Source organism: Asticcacaulis sp. W401b (assembly GCF_046503825.1).
GTDB lineage: Bacteria > Pseudomonadota > Alphaproteobacteria > Caulobacterales > Caulobacteraceae > Asticcacaulis.
Window position 1 is genome coordinate 341,060 of sequence record NZ_JBKFEE010000002.1, and the last position, 26,115, is coordinate 367,174.

The window sequence follows — 26,115 nt, forward strand, 5'->3', positions numbered from 1 at the left end:
TCCCTGTTTACGTAACGATAGCATCGTCGCAAACCCGGCCCAAGGGGCGACATTCGCCACCTTCACGGCTTTTTGTTTCGCAGATGCGAAGAGAAGACTCGTAACCTATTGGCAGCATCCTTATGTTAGCCTTGTTCCTCACGACAGACGACACGAGTTTTTTGCGATGCTGTACCTGCTGCATGAGATGGCCTATTATTCCGCCGGTCCCTGGCGCGCTGTGGCGCAGGCCAGCCGCGACTTCTGGGGCAATAAGGCCAATCCGATTGCCGAAACCGAGTTCGGGCGCAAGATGTACGCCTCCGCTGAGCTGTTCAGCACGGTGACCCGTCGCTATGGCAAGCCTGACTGGCGTCTCGATACGGTCGAAATCAACGGCACGCCGGTGCGGGTTCAGGTGGTTGAGGACTGGGCCTCGCCGTGGTGCAAGCTGATCCGTTTTCAGCGCGACCCGACCGATCTGCGGCGTGCCGGGGTCAAAAAACCTGCCCCTGCTGTGCTGGTGGTCGCGCCCCTGTCCGGCCACTACGCCACCCTGCTGCGCGGTACGGTGCAGGAATTCCTGCTCGATCACGACGTCTATGTTACCGACTGGGTCAATGCGCGTCAGGTGCCGGTGCTGGAGGGGCGTTTCGACTTCTACAGCTTTATCGACCATGTGCGCGACATGTTGCGGGCCATCGGCGCGCGGGCGCACGTCGTCGCCGTCTGTCAGCCGGGGCCGCCGGTGCTGGCCGCCGCCTGCCTGATGTCGGAAGACAAGGACCCGCTGCGTCCGGCCTCCATGACCTTTATGGGCTCGCCGATTGACGCCCGCTATAATCCGACCGTGACCAATGATCTGGCGCAGGAAAAGCCCTTCACCTGGTTCAAGTCGAACATGGTCCACACCGTGCCGCCGCCCTATCCGGGCGTAGGCCGCCGCGTCTATCCGGGCTTCGTGCAGCTCTATTCCTTTATGAGCATGAACGAGGAACGGCATAAGGACGCACACTGGGCCTATTTCAACTCGCTGGTCGATGATGACGGCGACGGTATCGAAAAGCACCTCGAATTTTATGATGAGTACCTGTCGGTGCTCGACCTGACCGAAGAATTTTACCTTCAGACCATCGACCTGGTGTTCCAGAAGTTCGCCCTGCCCAAGGGGGAGCTGATCCATCATGGCCGCCCGGTCCGCCTTGAGGCCGTGACCGATATCGCCCTGATGACGGTCGAAGGCGAAAAGGACGACATTTCCGGCGTCGGTCAGACTCAGGCCGCCCATGAGATGTGCAAGAACATCCCGCAGGAGATGCGCGAGCTTTATGTGCAGCCGGGGGCGGGCCACTATGGCGTGTTCAATGGCCGCCGTTTCCGTCAGGAAATCTATCCACGCATCCGCGACTTCATCGCCCGCAGCGAGGCCGCGCTTTAGGTGTTGGGGCTCAAGCGGGCAAAACCGGCCTATGGGGCGGGTCAGGTCATCGACTGCGGTGACTTCCGTCTGCGTCTGAAGGTCAATGCCCGCGCCCGCCGTATCTCTTTGCGCATCGATAACAAGACGGGTGAGGCGGTGGTGACCGCGCCGCGCCCGCGTGATCTGGCTCAGGCCGTCGATTTTGCCCTCAGCCGCGCCCAGTGGATCATCGAACATCAGGCGGCGCGGCCCGACAGGCTGTTCTTCACGCCCGACAGCGATATTCCCTATCTTGGGGCGCAACTGCGTCTGGTTCACTCAGGCAATGCCGCCGCCGCGCGCATGGTGGGCGGCGTTCTGACCGCGGGCGGCGAGGGCGAGGCCTTCCACCGCCGCATCGAGCGCTTTTTGCGCAAAGAGGCGCTGGAGTTTGCCCAGACCCATACGGAGATCTACGCGCAAAAGCTCGGCTATGCCGATGTGAAGGTGTCGCTGTTCGACGCCAAGGGCCGCTGGGGCTCGTGCACGCCGGGGCGCAAGGCCATCCGCCTGAGCTGGCGGCTGATCCTCGCGCCGGAGCCGGTCTTTGCCTATGTCTGCGCCCACGAAGCCGCGCACCTACGTCATCCCGACCATTCCGACCGCTTCTGGGCCGAGGTCGAAAGGCTTTATGGCGACTACCGAGCGGCCCGCCGCTGGCTGAAGACCGAGGGCGTGCAGCTCTTTGCCTATGGGGCTTGACTCATCGTTTTAACGCGCGTACTTAACCGATAAGTTATTTAACATTTCGGTTAAGTGTATGCCTGCGTCTCCCGACCACCTGTCTGTGACCCTCAATGCCTTGGCCGATCCGACGCGCCGGGCCATTCTGGCGCGGCTGTCGCTGGGCGAAACGACGGTCAATGATCTGGCGGAACCGTTCGATATGAGCCTGCCGGCGGTCTCCAAACATCTGAAAGTGCTGGAAAGGGCCGGTCTGATCAGCCGGGGCCGTGAAAAGCAGTGGCGGCCCTGCCGGCTGGAACCGGAACCGCTGAAGGAGGTCGACATGTGGCTCGCCAAATATCGCGCCATGTGGGAGGCGCGGCTCGACCGACTGGAGGCCTATCTGACCCAGCTTCAGGCCGCCGCCGATACGCCTGCGCCGCCGGTGGTCAAAGACAAACCCGATGATACCCCAAAGGATGACCGCACATGATCACCCTGGCCCCCCGCCCCTCGGCCATGCTGTCGGATTTCGAGGTGACCTTCCCCAGCGAAATCGACATCGTGATGTTCCGCACCTTCAAGGCGCCGCGCGCTCTGGTCTGGGAGATGTGGACCAAGCCGGAGCACGTGCGCCAATGGTGGGGCCCGCACGGTTTCCACAACGACACCTGTGAGATGGATGTGCGTCCCGGAGGCCGCTTTCGCCTTGGCATGGCGGCTCCGGACGGTACGCCCTGTCCCTGCGAAGGCACCTTTGTCGAAGTCATTGCGCCGGAACGGCTGGTCTATGAAGGGATGCCGCACGTGCATCCATGCGGTTCCGGCCTGCCGCCGGAATCGCGCGTGACTATAACCTTCAAGGAGGAGGAGGAGGCGACCCGCCTGACCCTGCACGCGCGCCTTCTGTCGCCGGAACGCAAGGACGCCGCCATTGAACAGGGCTTTGCCGTCGGCTGGGCCGATGCCTTTGAACGCATGGAGACTTTGATGTCGGAACAACCCGCCGGGTTTGTGATCGTCACTTCGCACCGTTATGCCGCGTCCCCTGAAGCCCTGTTTGCGCTGTTTGCCGATCCGCAGCACCTCAAGCAGTGGTGGGGACCGGACGGCTTTACCAACTCTATCCCGGTGTTTGAGTTCCACGAAGGCGGCGAATTTCGCATTATCATGCACGGGCCGGATGGGCGCGATCACGACAATCACAAACGCTTTGTCGAGATCGTTGAGAACCAGCGCATCGTCTTCGATCACCTTCAGCCGACGCATCAGTTTCGTATGACGGTCGAATATGTCGCGGACGGCGATCATACTGACATGATCTGGCGCATGGATTTTGCACCCTCCGAACAGGAGGAACTGCTCAAGACCTTCATTCCGCAGGCCAATGAACAGAACTTCCTGCGTCTGGAGACCTATCTGAAAACCGGGAAAATCTGAGGGGGAGCAAATGCTGACATTCATTCTGGGCCTGATCGGCCTTGCCATTGCCGGGGTGTTGCTGGTCGCCGCCTTACGCCCCAACCACTTCCGGCTTCAGCGCACGGCGACCATCGCGGCATTGCCGGAGTCTATCTATGCCGAACTGGAGGACCTGCGCCGCTGGCAGACATGGTCGCCGTGGGAAGATATCGACCCGGCGCTGCGCCGTACCTATAGCGGCCCCGCCACCGGCACGGGGTCTGTCTATGAGTGGGCGTCAGATAATGCCAAGGCCGGTGGAGGGCGCATGACCATCACCGAAGCCCTTGTGCCGAGCAAGCTGGTCATACAGCTCGACTTTATCAAGCCCATCCGCGCCACCAATACCGCCGAATTCACCTTGCAAGCGCAAGACGGCGGCACCGTGGTGACCTGGGCGATGTATGGGCCATCGCCCTTTGTCTCGCGTCTGTTCGGCCTGATCTTCAATATGGACAAGATGATCGGGGCGGATTTCGAAAAAGGCCTGTCACGCCTCAAAGCGCTGACGGAAAACCGATAAACCCCAAGAGGAGAACGTGCCGTGCGTATTGATGTCTATCTGAGTTTCAATGGCCAATGCGCCGAAGCCTTCGCCTTTTATCAGTCCGTGCTGGGCGGCGAACTGATGACCTTCCCGTTTTCGGCCGCGCCCGACATGCCCGTTGATCCGGCCTTGAAGGACTGGGTCATGCACGCCACCCTGAATACGGGTGAGGGGATCATTCAGGGCGCGGACTGCCCGCCGGAATACGGTCCAGCCAACCCCTCCGGTTTCTGCGTGTCCATTCAGCCCCATACCGTCGAAGAGACGCAGCGCATCTGGGACGGCCTGACGAAAGAGGCGAAGGCGGTGAACATGCCGCTTGCGCCCACCTTCTGGTCGCCCCTTTTCGGCATGTTTATCGACAAATATGGTCAGCCGTGGATGATCAATACGGTGGCTGACGAAGCCTTCGTCGCTGCCAACACTCCACAATAACAACACTCACAAAACAAGAATCCCTGCCGCCCTTCCGTGACCCGGAAGGGGAGGGCGGCGCTGTGTCTAGAGCGGAATGATTTCTACCGGAATCATTACGCTTAAGCCGCCATTGAGGCGGCGGCCAAGGTGGCGAAGCCTCCGCCCGGCGAGGGGCTAAACAAAAATCTAGATCATTATGTTTCCACGAGAAATCATAATGATCTAAAGCGTAATCCGATAAAGTGGGCATCACTTTTCGGAAAAATTGCGCGAATAAACAAAAACTTAGAGCCATTCAGCGGCTCAACTTAGCCGACGAATGCTCTAATTCTCAAAGGAAATGAAAAATGACCCCGCAACCCGCTACTCCGATTGCCGAGCGTGAACTGGTGCTGGAACGCCTGTTGAAGGCCCCCCGCGCGCTGGTCTGGCGCTGCTGGACCGACCCGAAGCTGCTGGCCGAATGGTTCTGCCCCAAGCCGTGGTATATTGATCAGGTCGAACTGGACGTGCGCACAGGTGGCAGCAATGCCTTCGTCATGCACGGACCCAATGGCGAGATCGTCCCCAATCGCGGCGTCTATCTCGAAGTGATCGAGAACGAAAAGCTGGTCATGACGGACGCCTACGTGACGGCGTGGGAGCCCTCGGAAGCCCCCTTTATGACCGCCATCATCACGCTGGAAGACACATCTGAAGGTCATACGCGCTATGTCGCCAAGGCCCTGCACTGGTCGGTCGAGACGCGCCAACAGCATGAACAGATGGGCTTTCATGAGGGCTGGGGCATTGCCACCGATCAGCTCGAAGCCCTCGCTCAGTCCTTAAACGCATAGGTGACCCATGCGCCTTCTGCCCTTTACCTTCGGCCTTCTGGTGATGAGCGCCGGACTGACGGCCTGTTCGCAGCCGCCGGCGGAGACAACGCCAGACGCTTCCGCTCCCAAACCCGCCCCCGCCACGCCGGTGTCCAAAGACTTCCCGGCGGGTCTCTACAAACTCGATGCCTCGCACGCCAGCCTGGCCTTCACGGTCAGCCATCTCGGCTTTTCGACCTACACGGCGGGCTTCGACCGTTTCGATGCGACGCTGGAGATCGACCCTTCTCACCCGGAAGCGGCCAAACTCAGGGCCACGGTCGATGTCAAATCGCTCGACCTGCCCGCTCCGCCCAAAGGCTTCCACGACAGCCTGATGTCAGCGCAGTGGTTCGATGCGGCGACACATCCGCAAATGACCTTTGTCTCTACGAAGATTGAAAAGACCGGCGATTATTCGGCGAAGATTTACGGTGACCTGACCCTGCGCGGCGTCACCAGGCCGGTGGTACTCGATGCGGTGCTTAACGGCGGCTATCCCGGGTTTGCCCCCTATGACCCCAATGCCCGTATCGGATTTTCGGCCAGGGGTGAGATCAAGCGTTCAGACTTCGGCATGGCCTTTGGCATTCCGGAACCGGGCAGCACGATGGGTGTCGGTGACACGGTCGGCATCGTCATTGACGCCGAATTTTCCGGCCCGCCGCTCAAGGCCAAGTAGGAGGACGCCCCATGACCCGTTCGATGACCCCGCACACTATGCGCCTGACCCGCAACCTGGCCTTTCCGGTCGAAACCGTCTTCAAGGCGTGGTCGGACCCGGTGGCAAAGGCTCAGTGGTTCACCGGCCCGTCGGACTGGGAAAGCGACCCGCACGCGCTTGATTTCCGCGTCGGCGGGCATGAGCGCAGCAGCGGCGGTCCCAAGGGACAGCCGCGCCACATCATGTCGGCCGTCTTTCACGATATTGTGCCGCCCGAAGACGGGCCTCAAGGCAGAGTAGCGCGCATTATCTCCAGCTTCACCATGCACGTGGGAGACACCCTGCTCACCGCTTCGCTTCTGACACTGGAATTCAGCACCACGGCGACCGGTTCACGGCTTAGCCTGACCGAGCAACTGGCCTTCCTCGACGGCTGCGACCACATTGCCGACCGCGAGGCCGGAACCCATGCCCTGCTCGATATGCTGGAAGCGTGGCTCAATCGGCACTGACCATGACCCGATCTGTCTCTGCCATCAGAAGGTTGTTAAAGTGGTTGCGTGTTTCAGGCGCTATCGCAGCGGTTGCTCATGCAAGTGGGGTAGATTAAGGTGGTGGCTATGACCACGCCCCTTGGCCAAGCCATTGAAAATCTATACGAGGCTTTTGAGACGCCGCGCCCAAAGCATATTGACGGTTGCCCGTGTTGTTCGGATCGCAAGAAAGTACGCAATGATCACAAGCCGTTACGTGAATTAGCGGCTGACGATCTTGGCGCTTACACTGTGTCCTTGTTTCTGACAGTGGGTAGCGTCGTGGACTTCAAATACTTTCTGTCGCGGATTTTTGAAATCAGCACCACCGATGAGGATTGGTGGCCATCCGTCGAAATCGTACTCGACAAGCTGCGGCTTGGTGAGTGGCTAAAATGGCCACAGTTTGAGAAGCAAGCCATTCAGACTTTTCTCGACAGTTGGTTTCAGGAGCGCCTTGATGACACAACTGCTGAAATAGACGAGTTTAATCTGGATCAACGCCTCGATGATTTGTTGTGTGGGTTTTCAAAAGCGGGAATCGTTTTGAAGCCATATCTCAATCGCTTATCGACATATGAAAAGGCCTTGAAGACTGTCTGGCATGTGAACGCCGGTACACTCGAAAGCCATAACCGCCTATCCAATGCTTTTTGGGAGGCGGACTCAAAAGATGCCAACGAGGTCATGGCTTTCCTTAGGTCGCCTGAGGTTCAGGCGATTGTGAAAGCCTAAATCCACCCGTCGGCCTTGAGCACCTTCTGATAGGAGCGGCTGACGGGGGCTTCGATATCGCCGCGCAGGGTGAGGCTGACGCGCCCGTCCTGCCGGCGGATGTCTTCGATGGCGTCGCGGGCCACCCACCACGAACGGTGCGTCTGCGAACCTTCGATCCCCTCGAGTTCGCGGATGGCGTCGTAAAGCCGCATCAGGATCAGCGTGCTTCCCGCGCTGGTATGCACGCGCAGATAATGGTCCTCGGCCGATAGGGCATAGATGTCGGCCTTCTGATGCTTGAACGGTAAGCGCTCACGAAAAGCGACGCGCGCCGGGTCAGCCTGGCTTGCTAACTCGGCGGGCGGGGGTGGCGCGAAGGCATGGCTTTGCTGCGGTTCGCGGTTGCTCAACACATTCAGCGTCGTCATGGCGGCAGAGATCACGCCGACCGGAACAAAGAAGCGCGGATAGAGAGAAATGTCCCAGCGCATGTGGCCGAACAGAGGAGTAATCGCCCAGACAGCCAATGAGATGGACGGCGTCAGAAGCACGGTCAGCACGATACCGTACAGCCACGGACGCCCTTCCATATGCAGGCGATGGCGGATCACCTTCATGCCTAAACGATCAACGCCCACCGCCACTAGCGATCCGGCGAGCATCAACGCCGCCCAATAAAGGAAGCGCATGACGAAGGGAATCTGGCCTGTATTGAACGCATTAATCAGGCTTAAGAACAAAGCCATGCCCAGCGAGGCCGCCAGAATGCGACCGACGCCGGACAGGGTCTCTGACCATGGCAGACATGCTATTGGCGAAGCGTGAACGGTCGATCCCGTCGTTTCGCGCAGTAACGCCTTCTGTTCGCGCATCCGTCTCCCCATAGCCGATAAGCCCTGTCTAATTGCCGTGAAGCGGTCACCCCGCACAAGTCAATTTTCACGGAAACCCCTGATGTCCGCCCCTGAAACCGCCTCAAAGCCGCGTTCGGCCTATTCATTTGTCTGGAAATTCATCAGCGCCCTGATCCTGACGGGTGGTCTCATCCTGATGAGCGCCCTTGCCTCCGGCGGCGATTTCAGCGCCTTTGCCCGGGTTGTTGAGGGAGCCCATCTGCACGCCCCGAACCTGCGCGCCATTGCTGAGTCGTCACTGGCGACGCAAATCCATCTGAGCGCGGCGATGACGGCCTTTGTCATCGGCCTTTATCAATTGCTGGGACCGAAGGGGCGCACGCCGCACCGTCTGCTGGGCTATATCTGGCTGGCCCTGATGTTAACGACGGCCATATCGAGCTTCTGGCTGCGCGGGCTCAACCACGGCATGTTCAGCTTTATCCATATCCTGTCGGGCTGGACGGTGGTGGTCGCGCCGATGATCCTCTACGCGGCGCGCACCAAAAACATCAAACGGCATCGCACTATGGCCACGAGCCTGTTTATGGGCGGGCTGGTTGTGGCGGGTCTGTTTGCCTTTATGCCGGGCCGCCTGCTGTGGCACGTCTTTTTCGGATAACCGGAATAACCCGCCTTAGGCGTTTGGATTTTCAAAACGGCGTGCTAGGTTTGGTTTCGTAATTTGGCGGGACCCGCACTATGACCGATCAGACGCAACCGGCCCTTCCGGGATGGAAAACGCACCTCTGTCTGGTTCTGCTGCTGATCGTCTATATTTTTAACTTTGTTGATCGCCAGATCCTCTCGATCCTCGCTCAGCCGATCAAGGCCGAACTGAAGCTAAGCGATGCGCAACTGGGCTGGCTGGGTGGTTTCGCCTTTGCCTTCGTCTATACCCTGCTCGGTATTCCGGCGGCGATGATCGCACAGAGGGTCGGGCGGGTGCGGCTGATCACGGCGGCCCTGATTGTGTGGAGTGCAGCCACGGCGGCCTGCGGTCTGGCCACCTCGTGGCTTGCCCTGGCGCTGGGGCGGTTCGGCGTCGGTGTCGGCGAAGCGGGCGGCGTCGCCCCGTCCCAAAGCCTGATCAGTGACCTCTATCCGCCGGCCCACCGCGCCAGAGCCATGGCCGTCTTTTCGCTAGGTGTGCCGCTGGGATCGGGCCTGGGCATTATGTTCGGCGGGCTTCTGGCGGCGACCTTCGACTGGCGGCACGCCTTCGTCACCATTGGACTGGCGGGCGTCGTGTTTGCGCCGCTGTTCTTCTTCGGCACGCGCCGTCATGACGTTCAGACGCGAACCGATACCGTCCCGGCGCTGGACCGACTGCGTCGCCTGATGCGCAATCGCTCGCTGTGGCTGACTTCGCTGGGCGCTTCGCTGTCGTCCGTGATTGGCTATGGGCTGATGTTCTGGCTGCCCTCGGTCTTTATGCGTTCGTTCAAGGCGACGCTGATGTCCGCCTCTTTCAGCTTTGGCCTGATCGTCCTGATCGGGGGTGCCATAGGTATTCTGGGCGGCGGCTTTGTCGCGGATCGCTTAGGCGCAAAATCGCCACGTGCCTTCGCGCTGGTGCCTGCGGTGGCCTATCTTCTGTGCATCCCGACCTACGGGCTAGTGCTGCTGATGCCGGGTCTGGCCTTCGATACGGCGGCAGGGTTTGCTTTGCTGATCCTCGCTCAGGCGCTCGGTCTGGTGTGGATGGGGCCGGTGATCGCCAGCCTGCACCACGTGGTCGAACCGCAGGACCGCGCGCTGGCTTCGGCCCTGTTTCTGTTTGTCACCAATATCATCGGCCTCGGCTTCGGCTCGTGGATTATGGGCGCGATTTCAGATTATTTATCATATAATTATGCGGCAAATGCGTTGAAAATGGCCGTGACCGGCGGCCTTGTCTTCTACGCGCTGGGGGCCGGGTGCTTTCTTCTGACAGCGCTTACCCTCAGGCGAGACTGGAAAACAGCCCCGATTTCCGTCTGAGCCTGCCCCGAGCACGGCAAAAATCAGCGATCTTGCGGTTGCACAACGCCGGACGGGTCTTTATAACCCCAACCCGTCGGTGCGGGCAAAGACGTCCGTGCCCCCAAGGTCGCCGAGCTGTGCGCCGCACGGCTTGTATTTCCTCGCTGGTATCGCTAACACGGGCCAGCATCCCATTTGACAAGACCGGTTCCATGAACATTCACGAGCATCAAGCCAAGGCCGTACTCAAGGAGTTCGGCGTCGCCGTTCCGCGCGGCTATCCCGCCTTTTCGCCCAAGGAAGCCCTTGAGGCCGCCAAGAATCTGAAGGACGATTCCACCAAGGTGTGGGTCGTCAAGTCGCAAATCCACGCCGGTGGCCGTGGTAAGGGCCGCTTCGAAGGCCTGGGCCCCGACGCCAAGGGCGGCGTGCGCGTCGTCAAGTCGCCGGCCGACGTCGAAGCCAATGCCGATGAAATGCTGGGCCGCGTTCTCGTGACCCATCAGACGGGTCCGGCGGGCAAGCAGGTCAACCGCCTGTACATCGAAGAAGGCGCGGACATCAAAAAGGAGCTGTATCTGTCGCTCCTCGTCGATCGAGTCACTTCGCGCGTGTCGGTTGTTGCCTCGACCGAAGGCGGCATGGACATCGAAGAAGTCGCCCATTCGACCCCGGAAAAGATTCACTCCTTCACCATCGACCCGGCGACCGGCGTGTTCCCGACCCACGGTCGTACCCTGGCGCACGCTCTGGGTCTGAAGGGCGATCTGGCCAAGCAGGGCTTCAAGCTGCTTCAGCAACTGTACGCGGCGTTCAACGCCAAGGACATGGATATGCTGGAAATCAACCCGCTGATCATCACCGGCGACGACCAGCTTCTGGTGCTGGACGCCAAGGTGTCGTTCGATTCCAACTCGCTGTTCCGTCACCCGGACATTCAGGCCCTGCGCGACCTGAGCGAAGAAGATTCGAAGGAAATCGAAGCCTCGAAGTTCGACCTCTCCTATATCGCCCTTGACGGCGAAATCGGCTGCATGGTCAACGGTGCCGGTCTGGCCATGGCCACGCTCGACATCATCAAGCTCTATGGCGCGGAACCGGCCAACTTCCTCGACGTCGGCGGCGGCGCCAACAAGGAAAAGGTCACCGCGGCCTTCAAGATCATCACCTCGGACCCGAACGTGAAGGGTATCCTGGTCAACATCTTCGGCGGCATCATGCGTTGTGACATCATCGCCGAGGGCGTTATCGCCGCGGTGAAGGAAGTCGGCCTGAAGGTGCCTCTGGTGGTGCGCCTCGAAGGCACCAATGTCGAACTCGGCAAGAAAATCATCAACGAAAGCGGCCTGAACGTGATCGCCGCCGACGATCTGGCCGATGCGGCCGCTAAGATCGTCAAGGCTGTGAAGGGCTAAGGTTAGAGCAATGTCCGTACTGATCAATTCGCAAACCAAGGTCATCACGCAGGGCTTCACCGGCGCGCAAGGCACCTTCCACTCCGAACAGGCCATCGCCTACGGCACCAAGGTCGTTGGCGGCGTGACCCCCGGCAAGGGCGGCACCACCCACATAGGCCTGCCGGTGTTCGACTCCGTTGCCGAAGCCAAGGAACGTACCGGTGCCGACGCCTCGGCCATCTACGTGCCGCCGCCCTTCGCGGCTGATGCCATCCTAGAGGCCATCGAAGCCGAAATCCCGCTGATCGTCTGCATCACCGAAGGCATTCCGGTGCTGGATATGGTGAAGGTGAAGCGCGCCCTGTCGGGTTCCAAGTCGCGCCTGATCGGGCCGAACTGCCCCGGCGTCCTGACGCCGAACGAGTGCAAGATCGGCATCATGCCGGGCAACATCTTCTCCAAGGGTTCGGTCGGCGTTGTCTCGCGTTCGGGCACGCTCACCTATGAAGCGGTGTTCCAGACGACCAATGCCGGTCTGGGTCAAACGACCGCCGTCGGTATCGGTGGTGACCCGGTCAAGGGCACCGAGTTCATCGATGTGCTGGAAATGTTCCTGGCAGACGACGAAACCAAGTCGATTATCATGATCGGTGAAATCGGCGGCTCGGCCGAAGAAGACGCCGCTCAGTTCCTGATCGACGAAGCCAAGCGCGGCCGTAAAAAGCCGATGGCCGGCTTTATCGCGGGCCGCACGGCGCCTCCGGGCCGCCGCATGGGCCACGCCGGTGCCATCATCTCCGGTGGCAAGGGCGGCGCGGAAGACAAGATTGCAGCCATGGAAGCGGCGGGCATCAAGGTGTCTCCGTCTCCGGCGGCGCTCGGCGAAACCCTGCTCAGCGTGCTGAAGGGTTAAGACCTGTTATACCTCCCCAGCTTGCTGGGGAGGGGGACCGCACGACGCGCGAAGCGCTAGATGCGGTGGTGGGGGCCCTTAACGTCCCCTGACCTGCCGCCCGGCTCCCCGTCGGTGCAAGTAGCCAGAGGTTTTGTGGCTTGCCATATACTCGTCACGAAAAGCGCGTAGCCTCCGGGTTGCGCGCTTTTTTGTTGCCGCCGAGGCATGACGGGCGCATAATGTGAGCGCTAACATTTTGCCCAATAAATCGTATACGATGTTTCCGGCTTAAGAGGTTCTCAACACCTCTCAAAGAGAGTATAGACCTTCCTGTCAGGCGGTGTCGTTATTGGCCGCCTCAACCCAAGTACGAAAGGGAGACGGTGTCGTAATTGGCCGTCTCGCAAGGTATAGAATGGCGGACGATTCCGGTCGGCTGAACCAGGTTTTCGCGGAAACCTCGTTCCTTTATGGCGGCAACGCCCTGTTCATCGAACAGATTCAGGAGCAGTGGGCAAAGGACCCCAGCTCTGTCACTCCGGCCTGGCGGGCCTTCTTCGATCAACTTATGGACAACCCGACCAACGTGGCGCAGAACGCCTCGGTGGGTGGTTGGGCGCGCCCCGTCGTGGAAAAGCGCGATGAGCTGACCTCGGCGCTGGACGGGTTCTGGCCTGCCGTCGAAGCCAAGGCTGCCAAGGGTATTGCCGAAAAGAACGCCAAGGACGCCGCCGCCGGTAAGGCCGCGCCGGCCTCCGCCGCCGACCTGCAAAACGCCGCGCGCGATTCCGTGCGCGCCCTCATGCTGATCCGCGCCTACCGCATCCGCGGTCACCTTCAGGCCAATCTCGACCCGCTGGGTCTGGAGCCGAAGGGCGAGAATCCGGAACTGCTGCCGGAACACTGGGGCTTTAGCGCCGCCGACATGGACCGCCCGATCTTCATCGACGGTGTGCTGGGTCTCGAAACGGCGACGCTGAAAGAAATCATCCAGATCCTGCGCCGCACCTACTGCGCCAATGTGGGCGTGCAGTACATGCACATCTACGACACGGCCGAAAAGGCGTGGATTCAGGAGCGTATCGAAGGCCGCGACAAGGAAATCACCTTCACCAAGGAAGGCAAGATCGCCATCCTCAAGAAGCTGATCGAGACCGAAGGCCTCGAACGCTTCCTGCACCGCCGTTTCCCCGGCACCAAGCGCTTCGGCCTCGACGGCGGTGAAGCCCTGATCCCGGCGATGGAACAGATCATCAAGCGCGGTGGCAATCTGGGCGTGAAGGACCTCATTCTGGGGATGCCGCACCGGGGCCGCCTCAACGTGCTGACGGCCGTGATGGGTAAGCCCTATCGCGCCCTGTTCCACGAATTCCAGGGCGGTTCGACCGTGCCGCTCGACATCGACTCGACCGGCGACGTGAAATACCACATGGGGGCGTCTTCGGACCGCGCCTTTGACGGCAACAATGTCCACCTGTCTCTGACGGCCAACCCGTCGCACCTTGAAATCGTCAACCCGGTGGTGCTGGGCAAGGCCCGCGCCAAGCAGGCGGCGCACATCAAGGCCAAGGGTGACGGTCAGCTCGACCGCAGCCAGACCATCCCGCTGATCCTGCACGGCGATGCCGCCTTTGCGGGTCAGGGCGTGGTGGCCGAATGCTTCGCCCTGATGGGGCTGAAGGGGTACAAGACCGGCGGCACGCTGCACATCATCGTCAACAACCAGATCGGCTTTACCACCGCGCCGCGCTTCTCGCGCTCTTCGCCCTATCCGTCAGATCAGGCACTGGGCGCGCAGGCTCCGATCCTGCACTGTAACGGTGACGATCCCGAAGCCGTGGTCTATTGCGCCAAAGTCGCCACCGAGTTCCGGCAGAAGTTTGCCAAGGATGTGGTGATCGACATGTTCTGCTATCGCCGCTTCGGTCACAACGAAGGCGACGATCCGACGTTCACACAGCCGATCATGTACGCCAAGATCAAGGACCATCCGTCCACGCGCGAACTGTACGGTCAGCGCCTGATCGCCGAAGGCGTGGCCACGCAGGCCGAAATCGACGGCTGGATCGCTGAATTCGACGCCTTCCTCAACGCTGAGTTCGAGGCAGGTAAGGAATATAAGGCGACCAAGGCCGACTGGCTGGACGGCAAGTGGTCGGGCCTTGGCCTGCCCGAAGACGATGAGCGTCGCGGCTTCACCTCGGTGCCGCGTGCCAAGCTGGAAGAGATCGGTCGCAAGATCACCACCATCCCCAACGAGATCGAGGCGCACAAGACGCTGCGCCGCGTCATCGAAGGCCGCCGTCAGGCCATCGACAGCGGCGAAAATATCGACTGGGCGCTGGCTGAGCATCTGGCCTTCGGGTCGCTGCTCGACGAAGGCTTCGACGTGCGCCTGTCGGGTCAGGACTCGATCCGCGGTACCTTCTCGCAACGCCACTCGGCCTTTATCGACCAGCGCACGGAGGAGCGTTACTTCCCGCTCAACCATTTGCGCGAAGGTCAGGGCGCTTACGAAGTGATCGACTCGGCCCTGTCGGAAGAGGCGGTGCTGGGCTTCGAATACGGCTACTCGCTGGCTGATCCCAACACGCTGGTCATGTGGGAAGGTCAGTTCGGCGACTTCGTCAACGGGGCTCAGGTCGTGATTGACCAGTTCATCTCGTCGGGCGAACGCAAGTGGCTGCGCATGTCGGGACTCGTCATGCTGCTGCCGCACGGTTACGAAGGTCAGGGCCCCGAACACTCTTCGGCGCGCCTTGAACGCTTCCTGCAACTGTGCGCCGAAGACAATATGCAGGTCGCCAACTGCACGACGCCGGCCAACTACTTCCACATCCTGCGCCGTCAGATCCACCGTCCGTTCCGCAAGCCGCTGATCATCATGACGCCGAAGTCGCTTCTGCGTCACAAGAAGGCGGTTTCGACCCTCACCGACATCTCGGAAGGCTCGTCCTTCCACCGCGTGCTGCACGACGACGCCGAGCGCCGTCCCGACGTGGCAGGTGTCAAGCTGGTGGCCGACGACAAGATCCGTCGCGTCGTGCTCTGCTCTGGTAAGGTCTATTACGACCTGCTGGATGAGCGCGAAAAGAAGGGCATCAAGGACGTCTATCTGATGCGTCTGGAGCAGTTCTATCCGTGGCCTATGAAGTCCCTGCTGACCGAGCTGGGCCGCTTCAAGAACGCCGAACTGGTGTGGTGTCAGGAAGAGCCGAAGAATATGGGCGGCTGGTCGTTCGTCGATCCGTGGCTTGAACTGACGCTCGACAAGCTGAAGATCAAGGCCAAGCGCGCCCGCTACGTCGGTCGCCCGGCCTCGGCCTCGACCGCTGCCGGTGTCATGAGCCGCCACCTGAAAGAGCTGGAAACCTTCCTGAACGAGGCCTTCGCGTAACCGCGCAGGCTGCCTGAACGAAGTTTCCTGAACCCGTCCCTATGAAGGGCGCTGCCATTGAACCCTGAGCGCGCCCTTCACCCCCTGAATTTGAAAAGATAAATCGGAGCCTATACCCATGGCCGACATCCTTACCCCCGTCCTCGGCGAATCTGTTTCCGAGGCCACCATTGCCAAGTGGACCAAGAAGCCCGGCGACGCCGTGAAAAAGGACGAAATCCTCGTCGAGCTGGAAACCGACAAGGTTTCGCTCGAAGTGGCTGCCCCCGCTGACGGCACCCTGACCGAAATCCTCGCCGGTGAAGGCGATACCGTCACCCCTGGTGCCGTGTTGGGCCGTATCGGCGCCGCCGGTGCCGCCGTCGCTTCCGCCCCGGCGGCTGCGCCTGCCGCGGCTCCGGCTCCCGCAACTACGGCGGCGAGCGGTGCCCTGCTCGACGTCAAGACCCCGGTGATGGGCGAGTCGGTCGCCGAAGGCGCCATCTCGCGCTGGGCCAAGAAGGTCGGCGAATCGGTGAAGAAGGACGAAATCCTCGTCGAAATCGAAACCGATAAGGTCGCCGTCGAAGTGGCCTCTCCGGCCGATGGCGTCATCGCCGAAATCGTCGCCGCAGACGGTGCGACCGTCACGCCGGGTCAGGTCATTGCCCGCATCGCCGCGGGCGCTTCGGCGGGTTCTGTAGCCGCTGCCCCTGCTGCCGCTCCGGCTCCGGCGGCTGCCCCCGCTGCGGCCCCGCAAAAGGCCTCTGAGCACCTGTCGCCCGCCGTTCAGCGCATCGTCTCCGAAACCGGCCTGAGCACCGCCGGCATCGCCGGTACGGGTAAAGACGGCCGCATCACCAAGGGCGACGCCCTGGCGGCCCTGGCTACCCCGGCGGCGGTTGCCGTGGCTCCGGTGGCCGCAGCCCCCTCCGCTCCGGTCGCCCCGCGCGAAGTCGGCCCGCGTGAAGAGCGCGTCAAGATGACCCGCCTGCGTCAAACCATTGCTCGCCGTCTGAAGGAGTCGCAAAACACCGCGGCTCAGCTCACCACCTTCAACGAAGTGGACATGTCCACCGTGATGAGCCTGCGCAACGCCTATAAGGACGTCTTCGAAAAGCGCCACGGTGTGAAGCTGGGCTTCATGTCCTTCTTCGCCAAGGCCGTCGTCGCCGCCCTGAAGGACATCCCGGCGCTCAACGCCGAAATCGAAGGCACGGACATCATCTACAAGAACCACTACGACCTCGGCGTCGCCGTGGGTACGGAAAAGGGTCTGGTCGTGCCGGTCCTGCGTGACGTCGATGACCTGTCGCTGGCCGGTATCGAAAAGGGCATCGCCGCGCTGGGTAAGCAGGCGCGTGACGGCACCCTGTCGCTGGATCAGCTGCAAGGCGGCACCTTCACCATCACCAATGGCGGCATCTATGGCTCGCTGATGTCCACGCCGATCCTCAACATGCCGCAGGTCGGCATTCTAGGGATGCACGCCATCAAGGAACGCCCGATGGTCGTCAACGGTCAGATCGTCGCCCGCCCGATGATGTACCTGGCCCTGTCCTACGATCACCGCATCGTGGACGGCAAGGAAGCCGTGACATTCCTCGTCCGCGTCAAGGAAGGGTTGGAAGACCCGCAACGTTTCGTCCTCGATGTGTAATGTCGCGTGAGGACGTGACCTATTGGAAAGCCGTTCCGTTCCACGGGGCGGCTTTTCTTTTATTTAGAGCCGCGGTTTATCCACAGGTGGCCCCATGCTGAAACGTCTTGTCCTGATTGTTATGGCCTTTAGCCTGAGCGGATGTCTGACGCTTCAGCGCACCGAGACGGAGTACCCACGCGCGGCGGACTATCAGCCGGTGGGTTTCCCCAATGTGCGCTTTTCGGCCACCGATCCCAACATTCCCGCCCGCCTCGAAGCCGATGCGCGCAAGGACATGCAACTGAACGGGATGCAGCGCTTCGACGTCCTGGCCCTGTCCGGTGGCGGTGCAGACGGGGCCTTCGGGGCCGGGGTTCTGGTCGGGTGGAGCAAGCGCGGTGACCGCCCGCAGTTTCGCATGGTCACCGGGGTTTCAACCGGGGCTCTGATCGCGCCCTTCGCCTATCTGGGCCCCGCCTATGATGAGAAGTTGAAAGACGCCTATACCAGCGGCGTGGCCGACAGCCTGACCAAGTCACGCGGCCTGTTGTCGCTGTTCACGCCGGGTGTGTTGGACTCCAAGGCCCTCTACGGGCTCGTCAGCACCTATGTCGATGAGACCATGGTGCGCGATATTGCCCGCGAACACCTCAAAGGGCGGCGCTTGCTGGTCGGTACGACCAATCTCGATGCCCAGACGGGCGTGCTGTGGGATCTGGGGGAAATCTCGGCCATTGCCGTTCGCGACGGCTCAGCCGGCAAGATGCGCGAGGCCATCGACCTGATCCGTCAGGTGCTGGTTGCCTCGTCTTCGGTCCCGGCCGCCTTCGCGCCGGTGATGATCACGGTCGAGCCGGTGCCGGGCGGGCACGGCGTGCCGACCGGTCCGCGTCCGTTTCAGGAAATGCACGTCGATGGCGGCGTGACCCTGCCCTTCTTCATCCTGCCCGAGTCCATGATGAACTGGACCGTGCCCAAAGGCCTGATCAGTGGCGGGCACATCTACGTGATCATCAACGGCAAGATTACGCCGCAGCCCGCCATCACTCCGTACAATGCGCTGGAAATCATGGGCCGCTCGCTCGACACCCTGACCAAGGCGCAGGCGCGCGGGACTTTGATCAGCCTCTACGCCTTCGCCCAGCGCAGCCAGATGGACGTATCCGAAGTCGCCCTGCCGGATGAATTTATCGAAGGCGGGCTTCTGGCCTTTGAAAAGGACTCGATGCGCCGCGTCTTCTATTACGGCTATCAGTTGGGGGCGTCGGACAAACTATGGAAGCCAGACGCGCCAGCCAATTGAACCGAACGGGCAATCGTGTTTTAGAGCATTCGTCGGCTCAGTTGAGCCGCCGAATGGCTCAAATATTTTGTTGTGTCGCGCATTTGATTCCGAAAACCGTTGCACACTTTTCGGAATGCGCTTTAATAAAACCAAATATAATTATTCCTGTCAGGGGGAGCCTTCATGTCTGTTCTGTTCCGCGCGGCTGTGACCGCCACTGCCGCCTTTTGTCTGCTGGTGTCCCCGGTCGCGCAGGCCGCCACCAACAGCAAGGCGGGCACCTTTAATTCCGCCGCGTCGCGCAAGGCCTGGCCGCACATCCAGCGCGCCATGACCGGCGATATGGCCGACATGGCCGACAAGGCGACGGAGCTGAAAGCGGAATATGTGCTGTCTTACGGGCTGGCGCTGGAGATGGGGCGCGAACCGGTCAGCCTCACCAGCCTGCAAAAATCGCGCATCCAGAATGTGTTTCAGGACTTCCTGAACATGTACATCCGCAAATCTGACAATATCAAACTGGATGGCCGTGAAGAGGCCCTGCTGGGGCAGCCGGATTTCTGGATCATGGTGGCGCGTGAGCTGGGGCGGCCGCAAACCCTGGCCATGATGCGTGAAATCCCGCTGCCGGGCATGGATGGCATGTCGGGCAGTGGCGGTTCAGCCTTCTTCACCGGGGGCGGCGGCGTGGACAATCAGTTCAGCAAAGAAGACTATACGCTGAAAGGCGACAAGGTGCTGAACCGCTACATGGTTTATGCGTCGCAGTCCTGCGTCATCTATGCCCGCACGGCGCAACGCATGAAGCGCGTGCTGGCCATTCCGGCCTCGGAAACACCGCACCTGACGGCTGCGGCCTATAAGCAGACCTATGATACGGCGCTTATGCTCTACAAGGACGCCAACCGTCAGGGACCGCAGGCCTGCGGGTCGCGCGACTTCTATAATCAGGTCCTCACCTATGCCGACCGCAATATGGGGGGGCTGGAAAAGCTGAAGGCCGATCCGACACTGGCCGCTGCGGCCATCGGTGAGGCGGACACCTCCTCTCAGGCGAATAAGCCATAGGCAAGACCCGCCGCATGGGTTAAAACAGCGTTAACCCTGTTCTGCGGAGCGCCTGTCCATGAAGTACGTGCGTTGGTTTATCGCCCTGATTGTTGTGGCCTATGTCGGCTGGATCGCCTTTCCGGTCATCAAATCGGCCCTGACCCCCAGCTATGCACCGCAGGTTTCCATGCGGCAGGCTGATGTCGATACGCATGTCGGCGGGGCCAGTATCCTGAGCGCCGATGACTCCTACGGAGCCGATGTGACGGCCGTGCCCTCCGACTCCATTCAGGGCGAAACCGCCGTCGCGGCCATAGAGACCGACAACAAGCCGGTCATCTGGCTGTGGGGTGGGGTGATCGTCTTCTATCTGATCGCGGCGTTTCTGTTTGCCAAGGGCAATGTGCGCGCGGCTCTGGCCTATGCCGCGGCCTTTGTGGCCGACGTGGTGCTGACCTTCCTGACCAAGGGCGAGGCGGGATCGGGCCTGTTTGACCGCATCCTCGAAATCCTCTCCGGTTGGGACCCGCGCTATACGCTGACCCTGGTGGCCATGGTGCTGGGCTTCATCATCCTGATGGCGCGCGGCCGCCCGTTGCCAAAGCGCCATCTGGCTTACGAAAACTAGCGTTTCCTCTCAAAATACCCACATAGGGCTTGACCCCCGCCGCTTGGAATTTTACGGCAGGGCAGGAAGTCTTATGCGCTAAATTAAGGGCCATCGCCATGTCTCAGGACCAAAGCTTCGACGTCGTCATCATCGGGGGCGGCCCCGGCGGCTACAATGCCGCTATCCGCGCCGGTCAACTGGGTCTCAAGACCGCCATCGTTGAATCGCGCGGCGTTCTGGGCGGGACCTGCCTGAACGTCGGCTGTATGCCGTCGAAGGCCCTGCTGCACGCTTCGGAACTGTTCGAAGCCGCCCAGCACGAATTCAAGACCATCGGCATCGAGGTCCCCGCGCCGACGCTCAACCTCGTCCAGATGATGAAGGCCAAGCAGGACAGCGTGACCGCCCTGACCAAGGGCATCGAATTCCTGATGAAGAAGAACAAGGTCACCTACTTCGTCGGCTTCGGCAAGATCGAAGGTCAGGGCAAGGTGTCGGTCACGGCGCAGGACGGTTCGGTCCAGCACCTGACCACCAAAAATATCGTCATCGCCACGGGCTCTGAGCCGACCCCGCTGCCGGGTGTCACCGTTGATCAGAAGCAGATCGTGGACTCGACCGGTGCCCTGTCGCTGCCGGCGGTGCCGAAGCACCTCGTCGTTGTGGGCGCGGGCATTATCGGCCTCGAACTCGGTTCGGTGTGGCGTCGCCTCGGCGCCAAGGTGACGGTGGTGGAATTCCTCGACCGCATCACGCCGGGCATGGACACCGAAGTCGCCACGGGCTTCCAGAAGATTCTGGCCAAGCAGGGCTTTGCCTTCAAACTGGGCACCAAGGTCACCGCGGCCAAGACGGGCACCAACGGTGTCACCCTGTCGCTGGAAGCGGCCAAGGGGGGTAACCCCGAAACCCTCGAAGCCGATGTGGTGCTGGTCGCCATTGGTCGCCGTCCGTTCACGCAAGGTCTGGGCCTCGAAAGCGTGGGGATTACCACCGATCAGCGCGGCTTCATCCCGACCAACCATTTCAAAACCGCGGCACCGGGCGTGTGGGCGATTGGTGACGTGATCACTGGCCCGATGCTGGCGCACAAGGCCGAAGAAGACGCCGTAGCTGCCATCGAGCTGATCGCTGGTAAGGCCGGTCACGTCGATTATGATCTGGTCCCGTCGGTCGTCTATACCTTCCCGGAAGTGGCTTGGGTCGGCAAGACCGAAGACCAGCTCAAGGCGGCGGGCGTCCAGTACAAGGTCGGCAAGTTCCCGTTCATGGCCAACAGCCGCGCCAAGATCAATCACGAAACCGATGGCTTCGTGAAGTTCCTGGCGGATGCCAGGACGGACCGCGTCTATGGCGTGCACATCATGGGTCCGCAGGCGGGTGAAATGATTGGCGAAGCCTGCGTGCTGATGGCGTTTGGCGGCGCTTCGGAAGACCTAGCGCGCATCTGCCACCCGCACCCGACCCGTTCGGAAGCCGTGCGTCAGGCGGCTATGGGCGTCGAAGGCTGGACGATGCAGGCGTAAACTCTTTGGGGCGTGGGGCCAAAGAAAGTATCTTGGGGTCCCACTAACCTTTTATTCAAAGAAAAACCCCTTCGGTTTCGCCGAAGGGGTTTTTCTTTGAAGGAGAAGACTTGGGGCCGCAGGCCCCAAACCCCGAAACAGGTTTCAGCCCTTCGGATGCGCCGTCGCATAGGCGCTGAGCAGGCGTTCGGCATCGACCTGCGTGTATTTCTGTGTCGTGGACAAGGACGCATGGCCCAGCAGTTCCTGAATCGAGCGCAGGTCCGCCCCTGAGCCCAGCAAGTGCGTGGCAAACGAATGTCTGAGGGCGTGCGGCGTGGCGCGATCCGACAGGCCCAGCCGTGAGCGCAGATGCTGCACGCTCAGTTGCACATGGCGCGGGCTGAGCGGCCCGCCGCGCGGTGCGCGAAACAGCGCGTCTTCTGCTGTTAGCGTAAAGGGCTGGAGGCGCTTATAGGCGTCCACGGCCTCGCGCACGGCCTCAAGCACGGGCACCAGCCGCGTCTTGTTGCCCTTACCCACAATGCGCATTGTCTCGCCCAGTGGCGTGTCCTTGACCGTCAGCGACAGGGCTTCGGAAATGCGCAAACCGCAGCCATAGAGCAGCAGCAGTACGGCGCGGTCGCGCGCTGCCGCCCACTCGGACTTGTCGGCATCCAACTCGATCTCGGTCAGCAGACCCTGCGCCTGATCCTCATTCAGCGGGCGCGGCAGGCTGGTCTTCAGGCGTGGCCCCTGAGTGAGCGCCACCTGCGCATTGGCATAGCCCAGATGCAGATCAAGATAGCCGTGAAACGACTTGATGGCCGACAGGTGCTGCGCCAGAGACCTCGCCGATAAGGGCTCATCCTTGCCGCGCAGATAGGCCATCCAGCCGCGAATATCGGCAGAGGTCAGATGTGCCAGGTCGGTCAGGTCGATGTCAGCGCCTAACGCTTTGCGCAGATGGCCGATATAGAGGGCAAAGGCATGGCCATAGGCTTCCAGCGTGCGCGGTGACACACGCTTTTGCGCCTTGAGATACAGGAGCCATTGCAAACGGGCATCGTCGATGGTCATGCCTTCACTGTATAGGGCAATCGTCACCAATTATTTACCCTAACCACTGCGCTCCAGCGCCAGACTTTTCTTTGAGTTACAATACGGGCCAGCGTTCGGCGACGCGCTCAACGACGCGGGCGATAAAGGCGACCAGTTCGGCCCCCATGTCCGGGCTGAAACCTTCCCAGTCGGCAGAGCCGAAAGCGACCGCGCCGGGGCGGCCTTCGCGCCACATGGCGGTGCGGATGACGGCGGCGGATTTGATGCGGCGAACCTCATCCCCGAACAGGGCGCGGCACACCCCATCCGGCCCCAGCAGCGACAGGCCGGTTTCACCGATAATATAGTCCACGCCGCCGTAATCGAGCGTCATCCAGCCCAGCGGAATGGGGGCCGTGTCTTCCAGCGCGATGGTGGCGCAGACAAGGCCGAAGCGGTTGCGCACCTCTTCGTTGAGGCGGCGGGCCAGATCGGAATGGTTGCGCGCCTCCATCAGCGACAGGGCCATGGCGTGCGCCTGCCCCTGAGCGTCGAAATTGGCGCGGGCCGTCGCCTCGATCTGGCGGCGCATGTCGAAATCGCGTATGGCCTTGGCCTCCAGCCGCGAGAGAGCGGCCGGGCCGAAGTCGATCAGGTTGCGCGTTTTGGGCTGAAGCCCCAGCTTGTCCAGCAGTTCGCGATCCTGCTTCAGTTCCTGCACAAAGTCCGGCAGGAGACCGCGCAGGGTCTGGTAATCCATCAGGGCGGCGAGGCGCTCGGTCGTCGTCGGGTCGCGGAAATCTGAGGACATGTGGGCTATCGGGTGTGGTAAACGGCCGGTTAAACTTGGCGTTGACACAAGTGATGGCATAAAAAAGCCGTGGGGATGAGTCAATTCTATGGTTAATGCTTAAAATCTTATGGACAGTCCCGCCAACAGCCTGATCGAAGCCCCCGCCGTTGCGACCCGGCGGGCAAAGGTCGTGGTGCTGGCCCCCATGGACACGGCGCTCGACTACCTGATTGCGGACGATTTCGACATCAGTGTAGGCGATCACGTGTGGGTGCCGCTGGGCCACGCCAAAGTGCGCGGCGTGGTGGTCGAGCTGTACGACAGCGCCGAAGCCGCCAAGCTGAAACCCGTTGCTGCGCGCATCGACGACCCGCGCGTGCCGGAGGCGAGCCTGCGCTTCTGGCTGTGGGCGGCGGCCTGGACCTTGACGGCGCCCGGTACCTTCCTCAAAGGCTGCTTGCAGGCGCTCAAAACCCCCAAGGCGCAAGCCCGCCACGGCTATGTGCGGCGTGCGGTCGAAGCGCTCAAACCGACCGCCAAGCAAGCGCGCGTGCTGGAACTGGCCGTCCTGCCCCTGACAGCGGCGGAGCTGGCACAGGCGGCGGGGGTGACGCCGGGTGTGGTGCAGACGCTTGAAAAGAAGGGTTGGCTCGAAAAGGTCGAGCTGAGCCGCGAAGGTTTCGCCGCCCCCGACCCGGATCATAAGACGCCCAGCCTGAATGCCGATCAGGCCGCGGCCGACCGCCTGCTACAAAACGAATGGGAACGTCAGGGCTTTGCGCCGGTCCTGCTCGATGGCGTTACCGGTTCGGGTAAGACCGAGGTCTATCTCGAAAGCGTGGCGCGGGTCCTGCGCGATGATCCGACGGCTCAAGTGCTGGTCCTCCTGCCGGAAATCGCCCTGACCACGGCGGTGATGGGGCGTCTGCAAAGCCGTTTCGGCGTGCCGCCGGTGCAGTGGCACTCAGCCGTTTCGCCGTCGCAGCGCCGGCGCATCTGGGACGGCGTGGCCACAGGGGAGGCGCGCCTGATCGTAGGCGCGCGGTCGGCCCTGTTCCTGCCCTATACGAATCTCAAACTCATCGTCATCGACGAAGAACACGACGGCTCCTACAAACAGGAAGAGGGTGTGCGCTATCAGGCCCGTGATTTGGCGGTGATGCGCGCTCATCGTGACGGCTTCATGGTGGTGCTGGCTTCGGCCACCCCGTCTCTGGAAACCCTGACCAATGCCCAGAAGGGCCGCTATCAGTGGGTACGGCTGGAAAGCCGCCACGGCACGGCGCAGTTGCCGGATATTGCGCTGATCGACATGAAGGCCCACCCGCCGGAAAAGGGCTTCTGGCTGTCCGACCAACTGGTGGGGGAGATACTGGCCACCCTGCAACGGCGCGAACAGGTGCTGTTGTTCCTCAATCGTCGCGGTTACGCGCCTCTGGTCCTGTGCCGGGCCTGTGGTGAGCGCATGACCTCACCCAAGACCGATTCGTGGCTGGTCGAACACCGGGCGACGGGGCGGCTGGTCTGCCACCTGACCGGCTTTTCGATGAAAAAGCCCGACCGCTGCCCGCATTGCGGCGCGCTCGAAAGCCTGACCGCCATCGGACCGGGGGTCGAGCGCATCCTTGAGGAGGTGCAGGAACGCTTCCCGCACGCGCGCGCCGAAATCTTCTCCTCGGACACCACGCCGGATGCCGACTCGTCGGCGGCCCTGATCAAACGGGTGGAAAACCATGAGATCGACATTCTGATCGCCACGCAGGCCGCCGCCAAGGGGCACAACTTCCTGAATCTGACGCTGGTGGGCATTGTCGATGCCGATTTAGGCCTGAAGGGCGGTGATCTGCGCGCGGCGGAACGAACGTTTCAGCTTCTGGCGCAGGCCGCCGGTCGCGCCGGTCGGGCCGCCAAGCCGGGCCGTGCCCTGCTGCAAACCTACACGCCGGAGCATCCGGTGATGCAGGCCTTGCAGGCGCAGGACCGCGAGGCCTTCTATGCCTATGAGCAGATGAGCCGCGACATCGCGCAATTTCCGCCCTTTGGCCGGCTGGGGGCGGTCATCCTCTCGGCCAAGGACAATGGCCTGCTCAATCGCTATGCGCGCGAACTGGCCCTGGCCATCCCCAATACCGAAGGCATCGACGTCTATGGCCCCGCCGATGCGCCTTTGAGCCTTGTGCGCGGCATGTGGCGCAAGCGGTTTCTCGTCCGGGCTGACCGCAACCGCGACCTTCAGGGCTTTATGAGCGCCTGGCTGAAAAGCCTGAAAGCCCCCAATGCCGTACGCGTAGTGACCGATATCGAGCCGTACAGTTTCCTTTAATTACACCGACGGCTGGATGCGTCAGCATTTTCGGGCGTTG

At 61.5% G+C, this 26,115-nt stretch carries 24 protein-coding genes; 21 read left to right on the plus strand and 3 right to left on the minus strand.

Annotation, left to right across the window (positions count from 1 at the left end; genetic code table 11):
• Positions 1 to 166: 166 nt before the first annotated feature.
• The 10 genes from ACK8OE_RS06290 to ACK8OE_RS06335 all read left to right on the plus strand — a co-directional run bounded on the left by ACK8OE_RS06290 (position 167) and on the right by ACK8OE_RS06335 (position 7,318).
• Positions 167 to 1,417 carry a polyhydroxyalkanoate depolymerase gene (locus ACK8OE_RS06290; protein ID WP_126421919.1) on the plus strand — a complete coding sequence of 417 codons (1,251 nt, stop codon included), beginning with the start codon at positions 167 to 169 and terminating at the stop codon, positions 1,415 to 1,417.
• Positions 1,418 to 2,140, plus strand: a complete 723-nt coding sequence (locus ACK8OE_RS06295; RefSeq protein ID WP_410271845.1) for a M48 family metallopeptidase — start codon at positions 1,418 to 1,420, stop codon at positions 2,138 to 2,140.
• Between the two features lie 58 nt (positions 2,141 to 2,198).
• Complete coding sequence (locus ACK8OE_RS06300) at positions 2,199 to 2,597, plus strand: ArsR/SmtB family transcription factor (protein WP_410271846.1); 399 nt, start codon at positions 2,199 to 2,201, stop codon at positions 2,595 to 2,597.
• Complete coding sequence (locus tag ACK8OE_RS06305; RefSeq protein WP_410271847.1) at positions 2,594 to 3,544, plus strand: SRPBCC domain-containing protein; 951 nt, start codon at positions 2,594 to 2,596, stop codon at positions 3,542 to 3,544. Before ACK8OE_RS06300 ends, ACK8OE_RS06305 begins: the two co-directional genes overlap by 4 nt.
• 10 nt (positions 3,545 to 3,554) lie before the next feature.
• Positions 3,555 to 4,088 carry an SRPBCC family protein gene (locus tag ACK8OE_RS06310; protein WP_410271848.1) on the plus strand — a complete coding sequence of 178 codons (534 nt, stop codon included), beginning with the start codon at positions 3,555 to 3,557 and terminating at the stop codon, positions 4,086 to 4,088.
• Positions 4,089 to 4,109: 21 nt separating this feature from the next.
• Positions 4,110 to 4,547 carry a VOC family protein gene (locus ACK8OE_RS06315; RefSeq protein ID WP_410271849.1) on the plus strand — a complete coding sequence of 146 codons (438 nt, stop codon included), beginning with the start codon at positions 4,110 to 4,112 and terminating at the stop codon, positions 4,545 to 4,547.
• A gap of 329 nt (positions 4,548 to 4,876) precedes the next feature.
• Positions 4,877 to 5,365 carry an SRPBCC family protein gene (locus tag ACK8OE_RS06320; protein WP_410271850.1) on the plus strand — a complete coding sequence of 163 codons (489 nt, stop codon included), beginning with the start codon at positions 4,877 to 4,879 and terminating at the stop codon, positions 5,363 to 5,365.
• A 7-nt stretch (positions 5,366 to 5,372) separates the two neighbouring features.
• Positions 5,373 to 6,068: a YceI family protein gene (locus ACK8OE_RS06325; RefSeq protein WP_410271851.1), complete on the plus strand. Its 696-nt coding sequence runs from the start codon at positions 5,373 to 5,375 to the stop codon at positions 6,066 to 6,068.
• 11 nt (positions 6,069 to 6,079) lie between these two features.
• Positions 6,080 to 6,562: an SRPBCC family protein gene (locus ACK8OE_RS06330; protein ID WP_410271852.1), complete on the plus strand. Its 483-nt coding sequence runs from the start codon at positions 6,080 to 6,082 to the stop codon at positions 6,560 to 6,562.
• A 108-nt stretch (positions 6,563 to 6,670) separates the two neighbouring features.
• Positions 6,671 to 7,318, plus strand: a complete 648-nt coding sequence (locus ACK8OE_RS06335) for a hypothetical protein (protein ID WP_410271853.1) — start codon at positions 6,671 to 6,673, stop codon at positions 7,316 to 7,318.
• Here the strand turns inward: ACK8OE_RS06335 and ACK8OE_RS06340 are convergent.
• Complete coding sequence (locus ACK8OE_RS06340) at positions 7,315 to 8,172, minus strand: LytTR family DNA-binding domain-containing protein (protein ID WP_410271854.1); 858 nt, start codon at positions 8,170 to 8,172, stop codon at positions 7,315 to 7,317. The genes ACK8OE_RS06335 and ACK8OE_RS06340 overlap by 4 nt on opposite strands.
• A gap of 82 nt (positions 8,173 to 8,254) precedes the next feature.
• Between ACK8OE_RS06340 and ACK8OE_RS06345 the strand changes: the two genes are divergently transcribed.
• The 10 genes from ACK8OE_RS06345 to lpdA all read left to right on the plus strand — a co-directional run bounded on the left by ACK8OE_RS06345 (position 8,255) and on the right by lpdA (position 21,939).
• Positions 8,255 to 8,815: a DUF2306 domain-containing protein gene (locus ACK8OE_RS06345; protein ID WP_410271855.1), complete on the plus strand. Its 561-nt coding sequence runs from the start codon at positions 8,255 to 8,257 to the stop codon at positions 8,813 to 8,815.
• An 80-nt stretch (positions 8,816 to 8,895) separates the two neighbouring features.
• Positions 8,896 to 10,176: a spinster family MFS transporter gene (locus ACK8OE_RS06350; protein WP_410271856.1), complete on the plus strand. Its 1,281-nt coding sequence runs from the start codon at positions 8,896 to 8,898 to the stop codon at positions 10,174 to 10,176.
• A gap of 194 nt (positions 10,177 to 10,370) precedes the next feature.
• On the plus strand, positions 10,371 to 11,573 hold the full coding sequence (gene sucC / locus ACK8OE_RS06355; protein ID WP_126421900.1) for an ADP-forming succinate--CoA ligase subunit beta: 1,203 nt from the start codon (positions 10,371 to 10,373) through the stop codon (positions 11,571 to 11,573).
• 10 nt (positions 11,574 to 11,583) lie between these two features.
• On the plus strand, positions 11,584 to 12,468 hold the full coding sequence (gene sucD, locus ACK8OE_RS06360) for a succinate--CoA ligase subunit alpha (RefSeq protein WP_013477770.1): 885 nt from the start codon (positions 11,584 to 11,586) through the stop codon (positions 12,466 to 12,468).
• A gap of 397 nt (positions 12,469 to 12,865) precedes the next feature.
• Positions 12,866 to 15,847: a 2-oxoglutarate dehydrogenase E1 component gene (locus ACK8OE_RS06365; RefSeq protein WP_126421898.1), complete on the plus strand. Its 2,982-nt coding sequence runs from the start codon at positions 12,866 to 12,868 to the stop codon at positions 15,845 to 15,847.
• 118 nt (positions 15,848 to 15,965) lie between these two features.
• Complete coding sequence (gene odhB / locus ACK8OE_RS06370) at positions 15,966 to 17,486, plus strand: 2-oxoglutarate dehydrogenase complex dihydrolipoyllysine-residue succinyltransferase (RefSeq protein WP_410271857.1); 1,521 nt, start codon at positions 15,966 to 15,968, stop codon at positions 17,484 to 17,486.
• A 94-nt stretch (positions 17,487 to 17,580) separates the two neighbouring features.
• Positions 17,581 to 18,771, plus strand: coding sequence for a patatin-like phospholipase family protein (locus ACK8OE_RS06375; RefSeq protein ID WP_410271858.1), 1,191 nt, complete (start codon positions 17,581 to 17,583; stop codon positions 18,769 to 18,771).
• A gap of 165 nt (positions 18,772 to 18,936) precedes the next feature.
• A complete protein-coding gene (locus tag ACK8OE_RS06380) occupies positions 18,937 to 19,821 on the plus strand; it encodes a hypothetical protein (protein WP_290797124.1) in 885 nt (294 codons plus the stop codon).
• 58 nt (positions 19,822 to 19,879) lie between these two features.
• Complete coding sequence (locus tag ACK8OE_RS06385; RefSeq protein ID WP_410271859.1) at positions 19,880 to 20,431, plus strand: hypothetical protein; 552 nt, start codon at positions 19,880 to 19,882, stop codon at positions 20,429 to 20,431.
• A gap of 98 nt (positions 20,432 to 20,529) precedes the next feature.
• The gene (lpdA, locus tag ACK8OE_RS06390; protein WP_410271860.1) at positions 20,530 to 21,939 is read left to right on the plus strand and encodes a dihydrolipoyl dehydrogenase; all 1,410 of its coding nucleotides are present in this window, start codon (positions 20,530 to 20,532) and stop codon (positions 21,937 to 21,939) included.
• A 144-nt stretch (positions 21,940 to 22,083) separates the two neighbouring features.
• On the opposite strand, the gene ACK8OE_RS06395 is transcribed toward lpdA, so the two are convergent.
• Both ACK8OE_RS06395 and ACK8OE_RS06400 read right to left on the minus strand, forming a co-directional pair.
• A complete protein-coding gene (locus ACK8OE_RS06395; protein ID WP_410272029.1) occupies positions 22,084 to 22,998 on the minus strand; it encodes a tyrosine recombinase XerC in 915 nt (304 codons plus the stop codon).
• A 76-nt stretch (positions 22,999 to 23,074) separates the two neighbouring features.
• Positions 23,075 to 23,770, minus strand: a complete 696-nt coding sequence (locus ACK8OE_RS06400; protein ID WP_232037030.1) for a DUF484 family protein — start codon at positions 23,768 to 23,770, stop codon at positions 23,075 to 23,077.
• 109 nt (positions 23,771 to 23,879) lie between these two features.
• Between ACK8OE_RS06400 and ACK8OE_RS06405 the strand changes: the two genes are divergently transcribed.
• On the plus strand, positions 23,880 to 26,075 hold the full coding sequence (locus tag ACK8OE_RS06405) for a primosomal protein N' (RefSeq protein ID WP_410271861.1): 2,196 nt from the start codon (positions 23,880 to 23,882) through the stop codon (positions 26,073 to 26,075).
• Positions 26,076 to 26,115: the final 40 nt, after the last annotated feature.

Bases quoted from the DNA above. Each gene is read 5' to 3' on its own strand.
- ACK8OE_RS06290 (WP_126421919.1), top strand. From the start codon at position 167: ATGCTGTACCTGCTGCATGAGATGGCCTATTATTCCGCCGGTCCCTGG.
- ACK8OE_RS06300 (WP_410271846.1), top strand. From the start codon at position 2,199: ATGCCTGCGTCTCCCGACCACCTGTCTGTGACCCTCAATGCCTTGGCC.
- ACK8OE_RS06305 (WP_410271847.1), top strand. From the start codon at position 2,594: ATGATCACCCTGGCCCCCCGCCCCTCGGCCATGCTGTCGGATTTCGAG.
- ACK8OE_RS06310 (WP_410271848.1), top strand. From the start codon at position 3,555: ATGCTGACATTCATTCTGGGCCTGATCGGCCTTGCCATTGCCGGGGTG.
- ACK8OE_RS06320 (WP_410271850.1), top strand. From the start codon at position 4,877: ATGACCCCGCAACCCGCTACTCCGATTGCCGAGCGTGAACTGGTGCTG.
- ACK8OE_RS06325 (WP_410271851.1), top strand. From the start codon at position 5,373: ATGCGCCTTCTGCCCTTTACCTTCGGCCTTCTGGTGATGAGCGCCGGA.
- ACK8OE_RS06330 (WP_410271852.1), top strand. From the start codon at position 6,080: ATGACCCGTTCGATGACCCCGCACACTATGCGCCTGACCCGCAACCTG.
- ACK8OE_RS06335 (WP_410271853.1), top strand. From the start codon at position 6,671: ATGACCACGCCCCTTGGCCAAGCCATTGAAAATCTATACGAGGCTTTT.
- ACK8OE_RS06340 (WP_410271854.1), bottom strand. From the start codon at position 8,172: ATGCGCGAACAGAAGGCGTTACTGCGCGAAACGACGGGATCGACCGTT.
- ACK8OE_RS06345 (WP_410271855.1), top strand. From the start codon at position 8,255: ATGTCCGCCCCTGAAACCGCCTCAAAGCCGCGTTCGGCCTATTCATTT.
- ACK8OE_RS06350 (WP_410271856.1), top strand. From the start codon at position 8,896: ATGACCGATCAGACGCAACCGGCCCTTCCGGGATGGAAAACGCACCTC.
- sucC (WP_126421900.1), top strand. From the start codon at position 10,371: ATGAACATTCACGAGCATCAAGCCAAGGCCGTACTCAAGGAGTTCGGC.
- sucD (WP_013477770.1), top strand. From the start codon at position 11,584: ATGTCCGTACTGATCAATTCGCAAACCAAGGTCATCACGCAGGGCTTC.
- ACK8OE_RS06365 (WP_126421898.1), top strand. From the start codon at position 12,866: ATGGCGGACGATTCCGGTCGGCTGAACCAGGTTTTCGCGGAAACCTCG.
- odhB (WP_410271857.1), top strand. From the start codon at position 15,966: ATGGCCGACATCCTTACCCCCGTCCTCGGCGAATCTGTTTCCGAGGCC.
- ACK8OE_RS06375 (WP_410271858.1), top strand. From the start codon at position 17,581: ATGCTGAAACGTCTTGTCCTGATTGTTATGGCCTTTAGCCTGAGCGGA.
- ACK8OE_RS06380 (WP_290797124.1), top strand. From the start codon at position 18,937: ATGTCTGTTCTGTTCCGCGCGGCTGTGACCGCCACTGCCGCCTTTTGT.
- ACK8OE_RS06385 (WP_410271859.1), top strand. From the start codon at position 19,880: ATGAAGTACGTGCGTTGGTTTATCGCCCTGATTGTTGTGGCCTATGTC.
- lpdA (WP_410271860.1), top strand. From the start codon at position 20,530: ATGTCTCAGGACCAAAGCTTCGACGTCGTCATCATCGGGGGCGGCCCC.
- ACK8OE_RS06395 (WP_410272029.1), bottom strand. From the start codon at position 22,998: ATGACCATCGACGATGCCCGTTTGCAATGGCTCCTGTATCTCAAGGCG.
- ACK8OE_RS06400 (WP_232037030.1), bottom strand. From the start codon at position 23,770: ATGTCCTCAGATTTCCGCGACCCGACGACGACCGAGCGCCTCGCCGCC.
- ACK8OE_RS06405 (WP_410271861.1), top strand. From the start codon at position 23,880: ATGGACAGTCCCGCCAACAGCCTGATCGAAGCCCCCGCCGTTGCGACC.